The organism is Pseudomonas sp. TE4620, assembly GCF_056279045.1.
Genome location: NZ_JBWBQO010000001.1, coordinates 5785303 through 5804037 on the forward strand (window position 1 = coordinate 5785303; position 18735 = coordinate 5804037).

Genomic DNA, 18735 nt, shown 5'->3' on the forward strand with positions numbered 1-18735 from the left:
GTTCAAACGATGGTGAACAGCGGCTGGTCGAACTCAACCGGCTGACCGTCTTCTACCAGGATGGATTCGATCACACCGCTGGTTTCAGCTTCGATGTGGTTCATCATCTTCATGGCTTCGACGATGCACAGGGTGTCGCCTTTCTTCACGGTCTGGCCGACTTCAACGAAGGCTGGCGAGGCAGGCGAGGCTTTGCGGTAGAAGGTACCGACCATTGGCGAACGGGCAACGGTGCCGTTCAGTTTTGGTGCGGCAGCTTCGGCTGGAGCGGCGGCAGCGGCCGGGGCGGCGGCTGGTGCGGCAACAGGAGCGGCGACTGGAGCCGGAGCGTAGTACTGCTGGGCTGGAGTCTTGCTGTGGCGGCTGATCCGTACGGATTCCTCGCCTTCCTTGATCTCCAGCTCGTCGATGCCAGATTCTTCCAGCAGTTCGATCAGTTTCTTGACTTTACGGATATCCATTAATCATCAACTCCCAAGGTTCGGTCAGGGGCGTAAATATAAAAACGTGTTAGCAAACGTTTCTTGTGAGCCCCGGCCCATAGGCCAGGTTCTCGTCATCAGGGCTTTGCGTTAGCAGCCAGGTGTTCCAGGGCAGACTCCAGGGCCAGGCGATAACCGCTGGCACCCAGGCCGCAAATCACTCCTACGGCGACATCAGAGAAGTAGGAGTGATGGCGAAAAGGTTCGCGTTTGTGCACGTTGGACAGATGCACTTCGATGAATGGGATGCTCACCGCCAGCAACGCGTCACGTAATGCGACACTTGTATGTGTGAAAGCCGCCGGATTGATCAGGATGAAGTCCACACCTTCGCTGCGCGCGGCATGAATGCGGTCGATCAATTCGTACTCGGCGTTGCTTTGCAGGTATTGCAGATGATGGCCGGCGGCGCGGGCGCGCTGCTCCAGGTCCTGGTTGATCTGGGCCAGGGTCACGGCGCCATAGACGCCCGGTTCGCGGGTGCCGAGCAGGTTCAGGTTGGGGCCGTGCAGCACCAGTAGCGTTGCCATCTGTGGTTCCTTTTTATCGTTAGGAAACTTTGCGCGGCGACTATGCCGTAAACCGGCGGGCACTGTCCAGTTACCAGCAATAGCCAGCACGATGACCGATATTCACGCTAAATATGTGACTAATTTATTAATTTCGGTCATCGAAAGCGGCTTTTTAGCGGCCCGAAGAAGTTATAGACCCAGATCGGCGCGAATGCGCGTCAGATGCTCGGCAAATTCGCCGGCGTTTATCTCGCCAACCACACGATCGGCGGTGATTTCGCTGCCGTTCGCGGCAAAGAACAACAGCGCTGGCGGGCCGAACAGCTGGTAGCGGTCGAGCAGGGCGCGCTGTTCGGCGTTGCTTTCTGTGATATCGAAGCGCAGCAACTGGTAGTCCTTCAGTTGTGCTAGCACTGCGGGTGCATTGAGCACCTCGTGCTCGATCACCTTGCAACTGATGCACCAGTCGGCGTACCAGTCCAGTAGCACCGGCTGGCCGGCGGCCTTGGCGGCGGCCAGGGCGCTGTCCAGCGCCGCCGGGGTGGTGAGGGTCTGCCAGGCGCTGGCGTTGCTGGCCTGGGCGCTTGCACCAGTACTGGCGTTACTGGCTTGAGGCAGCGGGCGCAGCGGGTCGGTCTGCCCGCTCAAGGCGCCGTACCAGCAGGCCAACCCATAGAACAGCAGGGCCAGGCCGAGCAGCTGCGCCAGGCGCTGCCGGGTGTTTTTCACCGTGAACTCCAGGGCGCCAAGGAACACCGCGGTACCGGCGGCCAGCAGGCCGACCAGCAGCAGCGTGACCTGCCCCGGCAGCACGCGGCTGAGCAGGCCAATGGCCAGGCCCAGCAACAGCACGCCGATGGCGTTTTTCACCGTTACCAGCCATGGCCCGCTTTTCGGCAGCCAGGCCGCACCGCCGGTAGCGATCAGCAGCAGTGGCGCGCCCATGCCCAGGCCCAGGGCGAACAGCTTCAATGCACCCCCCAGGGCATCGCCGCTGGCGCTGATATACAGCAGGGCGCCGGCCAGTGGCGCCGACACGCACGGCGATACCAGCAGGCTGGAGAACACCCCGAGGATCGCCGCACCCATCAGCGATCCGCCCTTGGTCTGGCCGACCAGACGTTCCAGGCGACTACTGATGGCATGCGGCAATTTGAGCTCGAACAGGCCGAACATGGCCAGGGCAAACAGCACGAAGAACAGCGCAAACGGCACCAGCACCCAGGCCGACTGCAAGCGTGCCTGCAGGTTGAGGCCGGCACCGAACAGGCCCATCAGCGCGCCGAGCAGGGCAAAGCAGGCAGCCATCGGCAGTACATAGGCCAGCGACAGGGCAAAACCGCGTACGCCACCGACCTGGCCGCGCAACACCACGCCAGAGAGGATCGGCAGCATCGGCAGCACACACGGGGTGAAGGTCAGGCCGACGCCGGCGAGGAAGAACAGCAGCAGGCCTTGCCAGTCCCAGCCGGCCTTGGCGACCGTGGTGGTAGCTGGCGGCGCACCGCTGGTGATGCCATCGATGCTCAGGCGTGCGGTTTCCGGCGGGTAGCACAGGCCCTTGTCGGCGCAGCCCTGGTAGCCCACCAGCAAGGTGAAGGGGCGTTGTTCGTTGGCCGGGCGGGGGATTTCGATGTCGAGGATGCCGTGATAGACCTCGACGTCGCCGAAGAACTCATCGTGCTTGGCTTCACCCGGGGGGATCTGCGCCGTGCCCAGGGCTATGTCGGCAGGCTCGCTGCGAAACTGGAAGCGGTGGCGGTACAGGTAGTAACCGTCGGCGGCGACGAAGCGCAGTTTCAGGCTTTGCCCTTGATCCTCGACCAGGCTCAGCTTGAAGGCTTCGTGCACTGGCAGAAAGTCGCTGCTGTTGTTCAGCGACGCGGCGCCGAGGGTGGCGCTGGGGCGATTGTCGAGCAGGCCGGCGCCGACGGCGGGCAAGGCCAGGAGCAGAAACAGGAGGCAAAGCAGGCGGCGCATGGCGGTCTCGCAGTACAAAAGTGCCTGCATGATAACGGACTTTGCAGCCCTGTTGCCTTCATCGCGGGTCAAGTCGGATCGCCGCGACACATCCTCACAGGCGAAAGGCCCGCACCGCCGTATTCAACTCGCCACCCAGGCGAAGCAACTGCTCACCCTGCTCACGCCCTTCACCAATACGTTGCAAGTTGTCTTCACCCAAGCCATGAATCCGCTCGCTGTGGTCACGAATCTCGCTCACCGCGCCGCTCTGCTGGGCGGTGACATCGGCAATCCGTACCGCTGTGGCCGAGATGGTCTGGATTGCCGCGACAATTTCATCCAGCGCGCCATCCGCCGCCTGGGCCTGGTCAGCGGTGGCCTCGGCATGTTCGAGTTGCGCGCGCATGCCTTCAACCGATTCGCGGGCCGCCTGCTGCAGGCGCCCGATCAAGGTCTGGATCTCACCGGTAGCGCCGGTAGTGCGCAGGGCCAGGGAGCGTACTTCTTCGGCAACCACGGCAAAGCCACGGCCCATTTCCCCGGCCCGCGCCGCTTCGATCGCGGCATTGAGGGCCAGCAGGTTGGTCTGCTCGGCAATCGAGCGGATCACCGTCAGCACGCCGCCGATGGTCGCCGATTCCTCGGCCAGTTGTTCGATCATCTGCGCGTTGCCCTGTACTTCGTCGACCAGCGCCCGCAGCCCGGTCAGGCTCTGGCCTATCACTGCCTGGCCTTGCTCGACCGCACGCCCGGCGTCGTGGCTGGCGTCGGCCGCCTGGCTGGCGTCGCCGGCGACCTGGAGGATGGTCGCCTCCAGCTCGCCGAGGGCATCACGGATTTGCGCGGTGTCGCCGGCCTGGCGTTCGGCGCCATCGTGCAGGGCGCTGCTCATGCCGGCCAGGGCGTGGCTGCTGCCAGCGACCTGCTCGGCGTTGTGGCGGAGGGTGCCGACCAGCTCGACCAGGTAGACCCGCAGGCGGTTGAGCGAGTCCTGGATATCATGCATTTCACGGTTGCTGCGGCCCAGGGCAATGGCCTGGCTGAAGTCGCCCTCGGCCCAGCGCGAGAGTGCCGGCGCGAGGTTGGTCAGCACCCGCGCCAGGCGCCGCTGCAGGGTGTCGATAAGCAGTGCGATCAGCAGGATCAAACCGATCATCAGGCCCTGGATCACCCGCACTTCGCCCTGGATGGCGGCATGCTGGCTACGCACACTGGGTTCGAGCTCGGCGATGGCCTGCTGCACGGCGCCGATGCGCTCGAAGGTGCTGCTGGCCAGGGCGCTGCGTTGCTGGATCTGCTCGCGGGTGCGCTGCAGCTCGCCGGGGTAGCGCTTGATCAGGCTGTTGAGTTCGCGTTTGAGCGCCACCCCGGTGTCTTCGGTCGCTGTGCTGGCCTGGGTCTCCAGGCCCATCAGCGCGGCAAAGTCGTCGGCGCTCGAAGCGCTGCTGGCGGTCACCCCCAGCAGCGGCAATTGTTCGAGTAACTGCGCCTGGGCGGCGATCTGCGCAAGTTCGCGCTCGACTTCATCGGCCAGTTCGCTGCGGCCGCTGCTGACCATTTTGTCCCGCGCCAGGGATAGCCGCGACAGGTGCAGGGAGGCGTTGAACAGCAGCGGCGAATAGCGCCCGGCATCGCTGCTGGTGCTGCTCTGGGCATAGTTGGCCAGTTGCTCGAGGCTCGCACCCAGTTCGCGTTCGGCCTGCAGCAACAGGGCCTGCGGGTCGCCGGCCAGCTTGCCGGCGCCCAGCAACTCGTTGGCGGTGAAGCGCTGCAGGTTGTCCAGGCTCGGGCGCAGGCGCTCGGCAAGCTCTGCCGGCAGTTGCTCCAGTTCACCCTGCAGGGCGGCGGTGGTCTGCAGCGCCGTGGCATGGCGCAGGGCGTCGCCGCTGCTCAGGTAGTCCTGGATATTGCGCGCCGCCTGGTTCTGGAATTGCTGCGACAGCGACAGATAGCGCTCCATTAATAAATAGGGGCGCTCCAGGGCGCGCTGCGACCACCACAGGGTCGCGCCCAGGGCGATGCACACGGTAACCAGCAACAGGGTATTGAAATTGGTGAGCAGCTTCAGGCGCATGTCCGGTGTCTACCAACGGCCGAATGGTAAGCGCCTGAAGTTATTGCGTTTTTATGACCGGGTTATGACGGAGCGGGCGGTTCGGTGAAAAAAACTGGCACTTTGCCTTTATGCTTCGACCCGTTGCACGCAGTTGCGCCCGGCACCCTTGGCGCGGTACAGCGCCTCGTCGGCGGAGGTGGCCATGCTCAGGGCGTCCAGGCCTTCGCTCAGTTGCACCACGCCGGCACTGAAGGTGCAGGACAAGTCGCGCGGCTGGGCCGGGTAATGGATCTCGGCAAAGCGCCGGCGAATTTCGTCGAGCACCTTGTGCGCCGAGCCCAGGTCGGTGTTGGGCATGACGATGGCAAATTCTTCACCGCCGTAGCGGCCAATGAAGTCGGTCTTGCGCAGGCGCTGCTTGAGGAACAGCGCCAGGCTCTTGATCACCCGGTCGCCCATGGGGTGGCCGTGGCTGTCGTTGACCTTCTTGAAGTGGTCGATGTCGAGCATGGCGAAGCTCAGTGGCTGCGCTTCGCGGCGCGCACGGAAGCTGCAGTCTTCGAGCAATTGCAGGATATGGGTGTGGTTGTACAGCCCGGTGAGGCTGTCGCGCACCATCCGCGCCTTGAGGTTGCGCGCCCGGGCGGCGCGGTTGCGCACGGTGGTGATCAGGTGCCGCGAGCGGATCGGCTTGGTCAAAAAGTCATCACCGCCCTCGCTCATGGCGTCGAGCTGTTTGTCCAGATCGTCCTCGGCCGACAGGTAGATGATCGGCACGCTGACATAACGGTCGTTGTGGCGGATCACCTTGGCAAGCTCGGTGCCGGTGCAAGCCGGCATGTACATGTCGAGGATGATCAGGTCGGGCTGGAAGTCGGCAAGCTCGGCCATGGTCTGGATCGGGTCGATCAGGGTGCGGGTGACGATCCCGGCGCTGTTGAGCAGGCGCTCGGTGTGCAGGGCCTGGGCCCGCGAGTCGTCGATGATCAGCACCTTGAACGGTTCGTACTGGGTGACGCTGGTCAGCAGCTCGACCTTTTCCAGCAGGCTCGAGGCTTCCAGGGTGCCGGTAAGGAACTCCTGGCCACCGGCGCGCACGGCGGCCAGGCGCGTCGGCGTGTCGGTTTCGTGCAGGCTGAAGAACAGCAACGGCACCCGCTGCTCCAGGCCCTGCTGGGCCTGGGCGGCCAGTTGCAGGCCGACACCGGGGCCGGTGAAGTCGACGTCCATGACGATTGCCGAGGGCAGCCGTTCGCTCATGGTCGCCTGGAACGCGGCGGCGCTGTACAAGGCCTGTACACCGAGGCCGAAGAATTCCAGTTGCTGGGCCAGACGCTCGGCGCGGTCGTGGTCCTGGAGCATGATGTACACCGGCTTGCGCAGCGGCGGCAGCGGCACTTGCTCAAGTTGGTCGCCCTGGCGCAGGCCGGTGCGCGACAAACGTTGCATCAGCCGGTTGAGGTCGCTGATCAGCTGGCTGCTCAGGCGCGCGCTGTTGGCTTCGACCGCCTCCAGGGCATGGCCGATGGCCTCGGCCAGCTGGCTGTGCTCGGGCTGCTCGAAGCGCTCGGCATAGCGTTGCAGGCGCAGGTTGGCTTCGCACAGCTCACCCAGGTCGCCAGTCGACCACTCGCTGCGCTGCAGGCGCTGCCAGATCTCGAGGATTTGCCGGGCCTGATGAATGACCCGCTGGGCAAAGTGTTGCTTGAGGCGCTCACGATTGGGGTCTTCTGGCTCGGTCATGTCCTGACTACTTATAAGGGGTGAGGCTGAGTTCGAGTGATGGCTCTATGCTAGCACCACTTTCCCGGCAATCGAGTGCCTTGTATCAATTAACTGTACAAGTCCGTTTATTCATTTGCTGACCCAATAGTCGCTTATGCGAAGCGCCGTGCTTGATTTATAGTGCAGCGATACTTGCCGACCCCGGCAGGTGGCGCGCGGCATTAAAAGCCCATCGCGCTGGCACGAAGCCCGGGGGTTGCGGTCGAACCCCTTGAACCGACGTGACTGAAAGGACAACGCCATGCTGGACTGGAAAAACCGTACAGGCAAAGCCGAGGCGCGTGAGCGGGTCGAACCGCGCACCGCTGCCACCCGCAGTTATTTTGGCGGGTTGTTCTTCAGCCGCGCCCTGGGCTCGCTGATCGGCCTGTACCTGCTGGTGTGCGTGGGCCTGGGCTGGTACTGGAGCGCCGAGCCCGACCTGTTCCCGGTGCAGCAGAACGCCCAGGCGGCCGCCGAGAAAACCGGCAAGCAGATGGTCGTCGGCTATACCACCATCGAAACCCTCAAGACCGTGGCCGGCACCCTGCTCAACAAGCCCGGCGGCTATATTTCCAACGACCGCTTCCCGCCTGGCCTGTGGATGGACAACATGCCCAGCTGGGAGTACGGCGTGCTGGTCCAGGTGCGTGACCTGAGCCGCGCCCTGCGCAAGGACTTTGCCCGCTCGCAGTCGCAGTCCACCGAAGACGCTGACCTGGCCAAGGCCGAGCCGCGCTTCAACTTCGACAACAAGAGCTGGATCCTGCCGTCGAGCGAATCGGAGTTCCAGGAAGGCATCAACTCGCTGACCCGTTACCAGAACCGCCTGGCCTCGCCGGATCAGCAGGGCGCGCTGTTCTACACCCGCGCCGACAACCTCAACAACTGGCTGGGCGACGTCGCCACCCGCCTGGGTTCGCTGTCGCAGCGCCTGTCGGCAAGTGTCGGCCGGGTCAAGCTCAACAGCACCCTGAAGACCGAGTCGGTGCTGCCGGGCCAGGTGCCGCAGCTTGACGAAGAAGTGGTCGAAACCCCGTGGCTGCAGATCGACAACGTGTTCTACGAAGCCCGCGGCCAGGCCTGGGCGCTGTCGCACCTGCTGCGCGCCATTGAGGTCGACTTCGCCGATGTGCTGGCGAAGAAGAACGCCACGGTCAGCGTACGGCAGATCATCCGTGAGCTGGAAGCCTCGCAGGAGCCGCTGTGGAGCCCGATGGTGCTCAATGGCAGCGGCTTTGGCATGTGGGCCAACCACTCGCTGGTCATGGCCAACTACATTTCGCGGGCCAACGCTGCCGTCATCGACCTGCGTCAACTGCTGACTCAGGGCTGATCGGTGTCGATCTCCGAGCAGGAGGCAGCGCACCGCGCCGCCTCCGACCGCGAACTGATTGCCTGGGTCGACGAAAGCGACCGCCTGCTCGGCGCCGTGGCCCGCGCCGAGCTGCGCGAGCGCGGGCTGATTGGCCGCGGCACCTACATCCTCTTGTTTAATTCCGCTGGCCAGCTGTGCGTGCACCGGCGCACCCAGAGCAAGGCGATTTACCCCGGGTACTGGGATGTCGCCGCCGGTGGCATGGTCCAGGCCGATGAGAGCTATGCCGAATCGGCGGCCCGCGAACTGGAAGAAGAGCTGGGGGTCGGTGGGGTCGAACTCACCGCGCATGAATGTTTTTTCTTCGACCAGACCGGCAACCGGCTCTGGTGCGCGGTGTTCTCGGCGGTCTGGGACGGGCCTTTGCGCCTGCAGCCCGAAGAGGTCAGCGAGGCACGCTTCATCGCCGTCGAGCAGGCCCTGGCCGACAGCCAGCAACAGCCATATTGCCCCGATTCACTGGCTGCCTTGCGGCGCTACCTCGACCGTCGAGCCTGACGTCGCTAAACACATGCAAAATGGCGCAGTTTTGTACTTAGCATTCGCGACTTTTATCGTTACACTGCGCGGCCTTTAAAGGCTGCCGCACGCTTCATGCGGCAGTTGCGCTGCCCCTGCCAGAGTGGGGCTTCGCGGTCGGTACCCCGCCAGGGGCGTCGACCAGTTTTTATCCTCACCGTAGAGGATCAAAAGTGGCCAAGAAAGCCGCATCATTCGCCGCCCTCGGTGGCCTGGTGTTCTCCACTGATGCAGGCCGGCATTGCCCGGACTGCAGCAAACCCATAGATGCCTGCATCTGCAAACAGACGCTCATCCCCGAAGGCGATGGCATTGCTCGCGTGCGTCGCGAAAGCAAGGGCCGTGGCGGCAAGACGGTGACGACCATCAGCGGCGTGCCGCTGCCCCTGGAACAGCTCAAGGATCTGGCCAGCACGCTCAAGCGCCGCTGCGGAACCGGCGGCGCGTTGAAAGACGGGGTCATCGAAATCCAGGGCGATCATGTCGAGCTGCTGCTGGCCGAACTGATCAAACAGGGCTTCAAAGCGAAAAAGTCCGGCGGCTGAAGACTGCATCGCGATTTTTTGCAATTCGCTTTCTAAACTCGTTCCCGTAGGAAGGGTCTATCCCTGAACACGGATAATCGTCACTTTCAGGTTTTACACTGCGCCCGCCCCATGCAGGCCGGTGTTTTTCGACTTTCTATATAGGGGACTTCAATGTCCGTACGACGCACACGCAAAGACGATGGCAGCCAATGGACAGTTGCGGACAGCCGCAGTGTTTACGGCATTCGCCATTGGGGGGCCGGCTACTTCGCAATCAACGAGGCCGGGCGCGTCGAAGTCCGCCCGAACGGGCCTGGCAGCGCGCCGATCGACCTGTTCGAACAGGTCGACGAACTGCGCAAGAGCGGCCTGTCGCTGCCGCTGCTGGTACGTTTCCCGGACATTCTCCAGGACCGCGTGCGCCAGCTGACTGGCGCTTTTGACGCCAACATCGCGCGCCTGGAATACCAGAGCCAGTACACCGCGCTGTACCCGATCAAGGTCAACCAGCAAGAAGCGGTGGTGGAAAACATCATCGCCACCCAAAACGTTTCCATTGGCCTTGAAGCCGGCTCCAAGCCTGAGCTGCTGGCCGTGCTGGCGCTGGCACCGAAAGGCGGCACCATCGTCTGCAACGGTTACAAGGACCGCGAGTTCATCCGCCTGGCACTGATGGGCCAGAAACTCGGCCACAACGTCTTTATCGTCATCGAGAAAGAGTCGGAAGTGGCCCTGGTGATCGAAGAAGCCGCCGAGCTCAAGGTCAAGCCGCAAGTTGGCCTGCGCGTTCGCCTGTCGTCGCTGGCCTCGAGCAAGTGGGCCGATACCGGTGGCGAGAAGTCCAAGTTCGGCCTGTCGGCGGCGCAACTGATCTCGGTGGTGCAGCGTTTTCGCGATGCCGGCCTGGACCAGGGCATCCGCCTGCTGCACTTTCACATGGGCTCGCAGATCGCCAACCTGGCCGACTACCAGCACGGTTTCAAGGAAGCCATCCGTTACTACGGCGAGCTGCGCGCGCTGGGCCTGCCGGTCGATCACATCGACGTCGGCGGCGGCCTGGGTGTGGACTACGACGGCACCCACTCGCGCAACGCCAGTTCGATCAACTACGACATGGATGACTACGCCGGTGTCGTGGTCGGCATGCTCAAGGAGTTCTGCGATGCCCAGGGCTTGCCGCATCCGCATATCTTCTCGGAGAGCGGCCGCTCGCTGACCGCGCACCACGCCGTGCTGGTGGTGCAGGTGACCGACGTCGAGAAGCACAACGACGAAGTGCCGCTGATCGAGAACAAGGAAAGCCTGCCCGAGACCGTGCAGTGGCTGGCCGACCTGCTCGGCCCGACCGATATCGAGATGGTCACCGAAACCTACTGGCGCGCCACTCACTACATGAGCGATGTGGCCGCCCAGTATGCCGACGGCAAGATCACCCTGGCCGAGAAAGCCCTGGCCGAGCAGTGCTACTTTGCCGTGTGCCGGCGCCTGCACAACTCGCTCAAGGCCCGCCAACGCTCGCACCGCCAGGTGCTCGACGAACTCAACGACAAGCTGGCCGACAAGTACATCTGCAACTTCTCGGTGTTCCAGAGCCTGCCGGACACCTGGGCCATTGGCCAGGTCCTGCCGATCCTGCCGCTGCATCGCCTCGACGAAGAGCCGCTGCGCCGCGCCGTGCTGCAAGACCTGACCTGCGACTCGGACGGCAAGATCAACCAGTACGTCGACGAGCAGAGCATCGAGACCAGCCTGCCGGTGCACGCGATCAACGAAGGTGAAGACTACCTGCTGGGTATCTTCCTGGTCGGTGCCTACCAGGAAATCCTCGGTGACATGCACAACCTGTTCGGTGATACCGACTCGGTGAACATCTACCAGAACCCGAACGGCAGCGTGTACCACGCCGGTATCGAGACCCATGACACCATCGAAGACATGCTGCGCTACGTGCACCTGTCGCCGGAGGAGTTGATGACTCACTACCGCGACAAGTGCGCCAGCGCCAAGATCACCGCCCGTGAGAAGACCCAGTTCCTCGACGCCCTGCGTCTGGGCCTGACCCGTTCGTCGTACCTGTCGAGCTGATCAGTGGTGCGGGTCGCGTGCAGTCGCTGGCTGCGCGTCGACCCGACTTGACCCGCGATGCTTTCAACTACTTCCAGCCAGCTCATGCCTCACATCTTTAGTCCTCAGGACTTGTGGCTGTCAGCTCGATGATCAACGGAATAGCCTGATCGTTCTCCCTGAGAATGGCGATGCTGGAGAATCGGTACACCGTCGATTGTGTCCGTGCCCTGATCCGCCGCCCGTCTACAGCGACAATCGCCCCCGATTGGCGGGAGACGAGAAACGGCGTCTGATCTTGCAGGTTGTTGAGCACTGCTTTGTCGTCGGGTTGTCGTTCTGCAACGTAATAAAGGTAGGTGTGGCCAACGGTGGCGCCGCCGCTATCACTTAGTACTTCATAGACCGCACTGTGTGTTCCAACGGGTAGGGTATTCACCACCGCACTCAGATGTGGCTGAGGCGCACCGCTCATGAATATCCAGGCGAATTGCAGTACCGCGATAACAGTGAGAATGCCCACCAGCCATTTAGTAGCCGAAAGATTTCGCATATTCGATGCCGGCCTTGATCCATTCCTGATCTTGAGGGTCGTCGCCAAACGGGACGTCTCCTACCACTTTCCAAAGCCTGAATCACTGGTGCCCGCTCGGCTTTGCGCCCAACCGGCAGCTCTCAACAAGACGTTAGGTGAGATCCCTGCCGCAGTTCCACATGCGCCGTACCTTCGAATAGAACCAGGAAAAAAGAAAACCAGTGCCACCATTCTTGAAGAAATTTCGCTCGAGGCTGGCCGTTTGCATATTTGAATATATGGACGCGCCACCAGGTGCCGGAGGAGGATACATAAAGAGCTTCCTGCAAAAGTTAGACTGATACAACTGATTGCCCCTCCATGGGTCACCCAGTGTCAGGAATTGGACTTTTGCCGGTCAAACCCAAGTTGTGACATTTCTTCGCACGCCACTGAGGGCGCTGATGTAAATCCGCGCCATCATTTAGCGCACAAACCACCCATCCCGCCGCTGCAACCGCCAGCCCATCACCCCCAGCGTTACCCCGCGCAAGGCCATGAACAGCAGAAAGCCCAGCCACAGGCCGTGGTTGCCCAGATCGCGAGCCAGATAGGCAACCGGCAGGGCGATGAGCACGCTGAGCAGCATGCCGTTGCGCATTTCCCGCGCCCGCGTGGCGCCGATGAACAAGCCATCGAGCAGATAGCTCCACACCGCGATCAACGGCAGCAAGGCCAGGTACGGCAAGTACTGGTAGGCGGTTTCGCGCACGTTGGCGATGTCGGTCTGCATGTTGATGAACAGATGCCCACCGAGCAAAAACAACACGGCAAAGCCGCTGCTGGCCAGCAGCGACCAGCCGCAGGCGACGGTCAGCGAGCGGCGCAGCGCCTGGCGATCGCCAGCGCCGATGGCGTGCCCGCACAGCGCTTCGACCGCATGGGCCAGGCCATCAAGGGCGTAGGCGGTGAGCAGCAGGCCATTGAGCAGCAAGGCGTTGGCTGCCACGGTCGCTTCACCCAGGCGTGCGCCTTGCACGGTAATCAGGAAGAACACCGCTTGCAGCGCCAGGCTGCGGATGAAGATGTCGCGGTTGACGCTCAGCAGCGGCCGCCAGCTCTGCCAGCGTGCCAGCAGTGCCCAGGCGATCTGCCCGGGGTAAGCGCGCAGGGCCGGGCGGGTCAGGGCCAAGCCGAGCAGGGCGGCGCTCCATTCGGCAATCACCGAGGCCCGCGCCGAACCGATCACGCCCCAGTCCAGGCCGAGCACGAACCACAGGTTGAGGGCGATGTTGAGCAGGTTGGTGGTCAGCAGGATCGCCAGCGGCGCCCTGGCGTTCTGGGTGCCGAGGAACCAGCCGACCAGGGCGAAGCTGGCCAGCGCCGCCGGCAGGCCAAGCAGGCGGGTCTGGAAGAAGTCGTGGGTCGACTGCTCCAGCGCTGCCGAGGGCTGCATAAGTTGCAGCGCCAGGTGGCTGAACGGCAGGGCCAGAACACCCAGCAGCAGGGCGAAAAACAGCGCCAGCAACAGGCCCTGGAGCAACACCTGGCGCAGTGCTGCGCCGTCGGCACGACCCGCCGCCTGGGCGGCGAAACCGGTCGAGCCCATGCGCAGAAAGCCCATCACCCAGGCCAGGAAGGTGTACAGGCTGGCGCCCACCGCCACCGCACCGAGCTGATGAGCATGGGGCAGGTGGCCAATCACGGCGCTGTCGACCAGGGCCACCAGCGGTACGGAAATGTTCGAAAGTATCATCGGCGCGGCCAGCGCCCAGACCTTGATATGGGTCGGGCGGTCGCGCCAGTCGGTCAGCAAACGGGACATGAAAGCTCCTGGCAAGCCGGCATTGTAGCCGCTGCGGGCACCAAATCGTGCGAAGGCGGTCTCACATCCGCTCGCCGCATCACTGTTGCGGCGCGGTTGATATATAGTGCACCCCTAAGATTCCGCTGCCCGAGAGTTACTACTCCCATGCTCAACAAAGGATTGTTGCTGGCCTGCGCGCTGGCTTTGCTCAGTGCCTGCGATTCGTCTGCCCCGGACAAACCGGCCCCCGCGGCCCCGCCTGCGCAGACCCAGGACCAACCCGCAGCCCCGGCCCCGGCCGCTCCCGCTGCACCCGCAGACGCGACCAAGCCCGCTGCGGCCAAGGACGATGCCGCGACCCTGGCCAAGCGTTATGCCGGTCGCGAGCTGAGCGTGGTGGATGTCTCGGAAGTGCAGGTCGATGGCGCCAGCGCCCTGGCCCTGACCTTCTCGGTGCCGCTGGATGACCAGCAGAACTTCGCTGACAAGGTGCACCTGGTCGATACCGTCAAAGGCAAGGTCGACGGCGCCTGGGAGCTTTCTGCCAACAAGATGGAGCTGCGCCTGCGCCACCTGGAGCCCCAGCGCAAGCTGGTGCTGACCATCGACGCCGGGCTGCTCGCGGTCAATGGCAAGCGCCTGCCCGCCGAGTCGATCAGCCGCCTGGAAACCCGCGACATGCAATCGACCATCGGCTTCGCCAGCCGTGGCTCGCTGCTGCCGACGCGACTGGCCGAAGGCCTGCCGGTGATCGCCTTGAACGTCAACAAGGTCGATGTCGAGTTCTTCCGCATCAAGTCGGACAAACTGTCGCCGTTCCTCGCCACCTGGGGCCGCAACAGCAGCCTGTACTACTACACGTCCAAAGAAATCCTGGACATGACCGAGCTGGTTTACAGCGGCCGCTTCGACCTCAACCCGGCGAAGAACACCCGCGAAACCGTGCTGTTGCCGATTGCCGGCATCAAGCCGCTGCAAGAGCCAGGCGTGTACCTGGCGGTAATGCGCGCCTCCGGAACCTACGACTACACGCAACCGGCGACGCTGTTCACCCTCAGTGACATCGGCGTCTCGGCGCACCGTTACCAGAACCGCCTGGATGTCTTCACCCAAGGCCTGGAAGGTGGCAAGGCGCTGAGCGGTGTCGAGCTGGAACTGCTCGACGGCGAAGGCCGCGTGCTGGCCCAGGCCAAGACCGACAGCGACGGCCATGCCCAGTTGCCGACGCCACCGAAAGCCGAAACCCTGCTGGCCCATCAGGGCGTGCACACCACCATGCTGCGCCTCAATAGCGCTGCCCTGGACCTGGCCGAATTCGACATCACCGGCCCCCAGGCCAACCCGCTGCAGTTCTTCGTGTTCGGCCCGCGCGACCTTTATCGCCCGGGTGAAACCGTGCTGCTCAACGGCCTGTTGCGTGACCAGGATGGCCGCCCGCTCAAGCCGCAACCGGTGACCGTGGAAGTGCGCCGTCCGGATGAGCAGATCAGCCGCAAGTTCGTCTGGGAAGCCGATGCCAATGGCTTCTATCAGTATCAGCTGCAACTGGCCGATGAAGCGCCGACCGGGCGCTGGCAGTTGCTGTTCGACCTCGGCGGCGGCAAGAAGCAGGTGTTCGAGTTCCTTGTCGAAGATTTCCTGCCCGAGCGTCTGGCCCTGGAACTCAAGGGCAGCGACAAGCCGCTGAGCCCGGACCAGACTGCGCAGATCAAGGTCAACGGTCGCTACCTGTACGGCGCCCCGGCTTCGGGCAATCGCCTGAGCGGCCAGGCCTATGTGCGCCCGCTGCGTGAAGCGGTGCCGGCACTGCCGGGCTATCAGTTCGGTTCGATCACTGAAGAGGAACTGAGCCAGGACCTGGAGCTGGACGAAGTCACCCTGGACAGCAACGGCAAGACCACCCTGAACATCGAAAGCAAATGGTCCGAAGCCCGTTCGCCGCTGCAACTGACCGTGCAGGCCAGCCTGCAGGAGTCCGGTGGCCGGCCGATCACCCGCCGCCTTGAGCAACCGATCTGGCCGGCCGGGCGCCTGCCTGGCTTGCGCGGTCTGTTCGAGGGTGAAGAAACCGATGGCGAAGGCCCGGTGGAGTTCGAAGTGCTGGTGGCCGATCCGCAAGGCAACAAGCTGGCGGTCAACAACCTCAAGGTGCGCCTGGTCCGCGAGCGTCGCGACTACTACTGGAACTACTCGCAGAGCGACGGCTGGAGCTACAACTACAACGAGAAATTCCTCATCCAGAGCGAAGAGACGGTCAACGTCAAGGCCGGCTCCACCGCCCGGGTCAACTTCCTGGTTGATTGGGGCCCGTACCGCGTCGAGGTCGAAGACCCGCAGACCGGCCTGGTGTCGAGCGGGCGTTTCTGGGCCGGCTACCGTGCCCAGGACAACGCCGACGGCGGCGCCGTACGTCCGGACCAGGTCAAACTGGCCCTGGACAAACCGTCGTATGCCGATGGCGCTACCGCCAATATCACCGTCACTCCGCCTGCCGCAGGCACCGGCTACTTGATGGTCGAGTCCAGCGAAGGCCCGCTGTGGTGGGAAGAAATCGATGTACCGGCCGAAGGCAAGAGCTTTGCCGTCAAGCTCGATCCGAAGTGGGCGCGCCATGACCTGTATGTCAGCGCCCTGGTGATTCGCCCGGGCGAGCGCAAGGTCAATGCCACGCCGAAACGTGCCGTGGGTGTGCTGCACCTGCCGCTGGATCGCCACGAGCGCAAGCTGGCGGTAACCCTCAATGCCCCGGAAAAAATGCGTCCCAAGCAGCCGCTGACCGTCAAGGTGCAAGCGCGCAACGCCGACGGCAGCGTGCCCAAACAGGTGCATGTACTGCTGGCAGCAGTGGACGTGGGCATCCTCAACATCACCGAGTTCGAAACCCCCGACCCGTTTACCGGCATGTTTGGCCGCAAGGCCTATGGTGCTGACCAACTGGATATCTATGGCCAGTTGATCGAAGCCGGGCAGGGCCGTCTGGCCAGCCTGGCCTTCGGTGGTGATGCGGCCATGGCCAAGGGCGGCAAGCGCCCGAACACCACGGTGACCATCGTTGCCAAGCAAAGCGCCCCGGTAACCCTCAATGACAAGGGTGAAGGTGAAGCGACGGTCGATATCCCTGACTTCAACGGTGAGCTGCGGCTGATGGCCCAGGCCTGGACCGACGAGCGCTACGGCATGGCCGAAGGCAAGACCGTGGTTGCCGCGCCGTTGATTGCCGAGCTTTCGGCGCCGCGCTTCCTCGCCGGCGGCGACCGCACGACTCTGGCCCTGGACCTCTCCAACCTGTCGGGCAAGGCACAGAACCTGACCGTGCGCCTGAGCACCGAAGGCCAGCTGAATCTGCTCGGCGCCGCCGAACAAACCCTGAGCCTCACCGAAGGCAAGCGCGTCACCCTGCTGGTGCCGGTGCAGGCCAGCGGTGGCCTGGGCCAGGGCAAGGTCAAGGTCGAGGTGCAAGGGCTGCAACTGCCAGGCGAGTCGGCCACGGCCTTCAGCCGCGACTGGACCCTGGGCATTCGCCCGGCCTACCCGGCAATGCTGCAGCACTATCGCGTCGCTCTCAAAGACCAGCCCTGGACCCTGCCGGAAGCTGACCTGGCGCTGTTCGAGCCGGTGGGTCTTGAGGCCTCACTGGCGCTGTCGAGCCGTCCGCCGCTGAACCTGGCCGAGCAGATCCGCGCCCTCGAAGCCTACCCGTACGGCTGCCTGGAACAGACCACCAGTGGCCTGTACCCGTCGCTGTACGCCGATGCCGCGACGCTCAAGCGCCTGGGCATCAAGGGTGAGCCGGCGGACGTGCGCAAGCGCAAGATCGAGATGGGCATCGAGCACCTGCTGGGCATGCAGCGCTACAACGGCAGCTTTGGCCTGTGGAGCGCTGACGACGAGGAAGAGTACTGGCTGACCGCCTATGTCACCGACTTCCTCCTGCGTGCGCGCGAGCAAGGTTATGCCGTGCCGCCCGAGGCCCTGAAAAAAGCCAGCGAGCGCCTGCTGCGCTACCTGCAGGAGCGCAACCTGATCGAGATCAGCTACAGCCAGAACGCCGAGCACAGCCGCTTTGCCGTGCAGTCCTATGCTGCCCTGGTGCTGGCGCGTACCCAGCAAGCGCCGCTGGGCGCCCTGCGCAGCCTGTTCGAGCGGCGCAGCGATGCGCGTTCCGGCTTGCCGCTGGTGCAACTGGCCATCGCCCTCGACAAGATGGGCGACAAGCCGCGTGCGCAACAGGCGCTGCAGGCTGGCCTGGCGGTCACCCGTAGCGAGAACAGCTGGCTGGCCGACTACGGCAGCCCGGTGCGTGACCAGGCGCTGATCCTGTCGTTGCTGACCGAGAACAACCTGGCCAGCGACAAGCTCGATGCACGGCTGTTCGAGCTCTCCGACCAGATGGCGGGTAACCGCTGGCTGTCGACCCAGGAGCGCAACGCGCTGTACCTTGCCGGTCGTGGCCTGCTGCGCAAGCCTGAAGGCAACTGGTCGGCACGCCTGGACAGCGCCGGTGAAGTGCGCGAATTCAACAACGAGCAATCGGGGATGAAACTCGAAGGCCCGCTGCTGGCCTCGCCGCTGACCATCCAGAACGAAGGCAGCGAGACGCTGTTCCAGCAACTGACCCTGTCCGGTTATCCGCGCCAGGCCCCGGTTGCCCGCGGCAGCGGCATGACCATCCGCCGCGAGTTCCTCGGCATGAATGGCCAGGCCCTGGACATCAAGGCGCTCAAGAGCGGTGACCTGGTGCTGGTGCACCTGGCGGTGACGGCCAATACCCAGGTGCCGGATGCCCTGGTGGTCGACCTGCTACCGGCGGGCCTGGAGCTGGAAAACCAGAACCTGGCGCAAAGCGCGGCAAGCCTTGAGAACGCCAGCAGTGCAGTGAAGCAATGGCGCGAGTCGATGCAGAACGCCGCGGTCGTGCATCAGGAGTTTCGTGATGACCGCTACGTGGCGGCGCTGAGTATCGACCAGTACTCCACCACCCACCTGCTGTACCTGGCCCGCGCGGTAACCCCGGGGACCTACAAGGTACCGCCGCCGCAGGTCGAGTCGATGTACCGGCCGAACTACAACGCGGTGGGCGAATCGCCTGCCGAGTTGGTGGTTAAAGGCCGCTGACACAGGGCGTTGTGGGAGCGGGCTCATCCGCTCCC

At 63.7% G+C, this 18735-nt stretch carries 12 protein-coding genes; 5 read left to right on the forward strand and 7 right to left on the reverse strand.

From position 1 onward, the window contains the following. Window positions 1-2 precede the first annotated feature (2 nt). From accB to ACZ9A3_RS26845, 5 genes are all read right to left on the reverse strand, one after another. The gene (accB, locus tag ACZ9A3_RS26825) at window positions 3-461 is read right to left on the reverse strand and encodes an acetyl-CoA carboxylase biotin carboxyl carrier protein (protein WP_093376528.1); all 459 of its coding nucleotides are present in this window, start codon (window positions 459-461) and stop codon (window positions 3-5) included. Between the two features lie 98 nt (window positions 462-559). Then, window positions 560-1012 carry a type II 3-dehydroquinate dehydratase gene (aroQ, locus tag ACZ9A3_RS26830; protein WP_028945755.1) on the reverse strand — a complete coding sequence of 151 codons (453 nt, stop codon included), beginning with the start codon at window positions 1010-1012 and terminating at the stop codon, window positions 560-562. Window positions 1013-1183: 171 nt separating this feature from the next. Then, the gene (locus ACZ9A3_RS26835) at window positions 1184-2974 is read right to left on the reverse strand and encodes a protein-disulfide reductase DsbD (RefSeq protein ID WP_476253354.1); all 1791 of its coding nucleotides are present in this window, start codon (window positions 2972-2974) and stop codon (window positions 1184-1186) included. Between the two features lie 94 nt (window positions 2975-3068). Continuing rightward, on the reverse strand, window positions 3069-5030 hold the full coding sequence (locus ACZ9A3_RS26840; protein ID WP_258596213.1) for a methyl-accepting chemotaxis protein: 1962 nt from the start codon (window positions 5028-5030) through the stop codon (window positions 3069-3071). Window positions 5031-5138: 108 nt separating this feature from the next. Next, a complete protein-coding gene (locus tag ACZ9A3_RS26845) occupies window positions 5139-6755 on the reverse strand; it encodes a diguanylate cyclase (RefSeq protein WP_093376519.1) in 1617 nt (538 codons plus the stop codon). A gap of 283 nt (window positions 6756-7038) precedes the next feature. Between ACZ9A3_RS26845 and ACZ9A3_RS26850 the strand changes: the two genes are divergently transcribed. The 4 genes from ACZ9A3_RS26850 to speA all read left to right on the forward strand — a co-directional run bounded on the left by ACZ9A3_RS26850 (window position 7039) and on the right by speA (window position 11285). After that, on the forward strand, window positions 7039-8112 hold the full coding sequence (locus ACZ9A3_RS26850; protein WP_045197016.1) for a DUF2333 family protein: 1074 nt from the start codon (window positions 7039-7041) through the stop codon (window positions 8110-8112). Window positions 8113-8115: 3 nt separating this feature from the next. Beyond that, complete coding sequence (locus ACZ9A3_RS26855; protein WP_045197017.1) at window positions 8116-8652, forward strand: NUDIX hydrolase; 537 nt, start codon at window positions 8116-8118, stop codon at window positions 8650-8652. A 194-nt stretch (window positions 8653-8846) separates the two neighbouring features. Beyond that, window positions 8847-9218 carry a translation initiation factor Sui1 gene (locus ACZ9A3_RS26860; protein WP_010221702.1) on the forward strand — a complete coding sequence of 124 codons (372 nt, stop codon included), beginning with the start codon at window positions 8847-8849 and terminating at the stop codon, window positions 9216-9218. Window positions 9219-9371: 153 nt separating this feature from the next. Then, window positions 9372-11285, forward strand: a complete 1914-nt coding sequence (gene speA, locus ACZ9A3_RS26865; protein ID WP_045197019.1) for an arginine decarboxylase — start codon at window positions 9372-9374, stop codon at window positions 11283-11285. Window positions 11286-11382: 97 nt separating this feature from the next. On the opposite strand, the gene ACZ9A3_RS26870 is transcribed toward speA, so the two are convergent. Continuing rightward, on the reverse strand, window positions 11383-11865 hold the full coding sequence (locus tag ACZ9A3_RS26870; RefSeq protein WP_476253294.1) for a hypothetical protein: 483 nt from the start codon (window positions 11863-11865) through the stop codon (window positions 11383-11385). Window positions 11866-12262: 397 nt separating this feature from the next. Next, window positions 12263-13603 (reverse strand): MATE family efflux transporter, encoded by a 1341-nt coding sequence (locus ACZ9A3_RS26875; RefSeq protein ID WP_258596229.1) that lies wholly within the window; start codon window positions 13601-13603, stop codon window positions 12263-12265. 147 nt (window positions 13604-13750) lie between these two features. Here ACZ9A3_RS26875 and ACZ9A3_RS26880 point away from each other — a divergent pair, with 147 nt between their 5' ends. Beyond that, entirely contained in the window at window positions 13751-18700 is a 4950-nt protein-coding gene (locus ACZ9A3_RS26880) for an alpha-2-macroglobulin family protein (RefSeq protein ID WP_045197023.1), read from the forward strand. Window positions 18701-18735 lie beyond the last annotated feature (35 nt).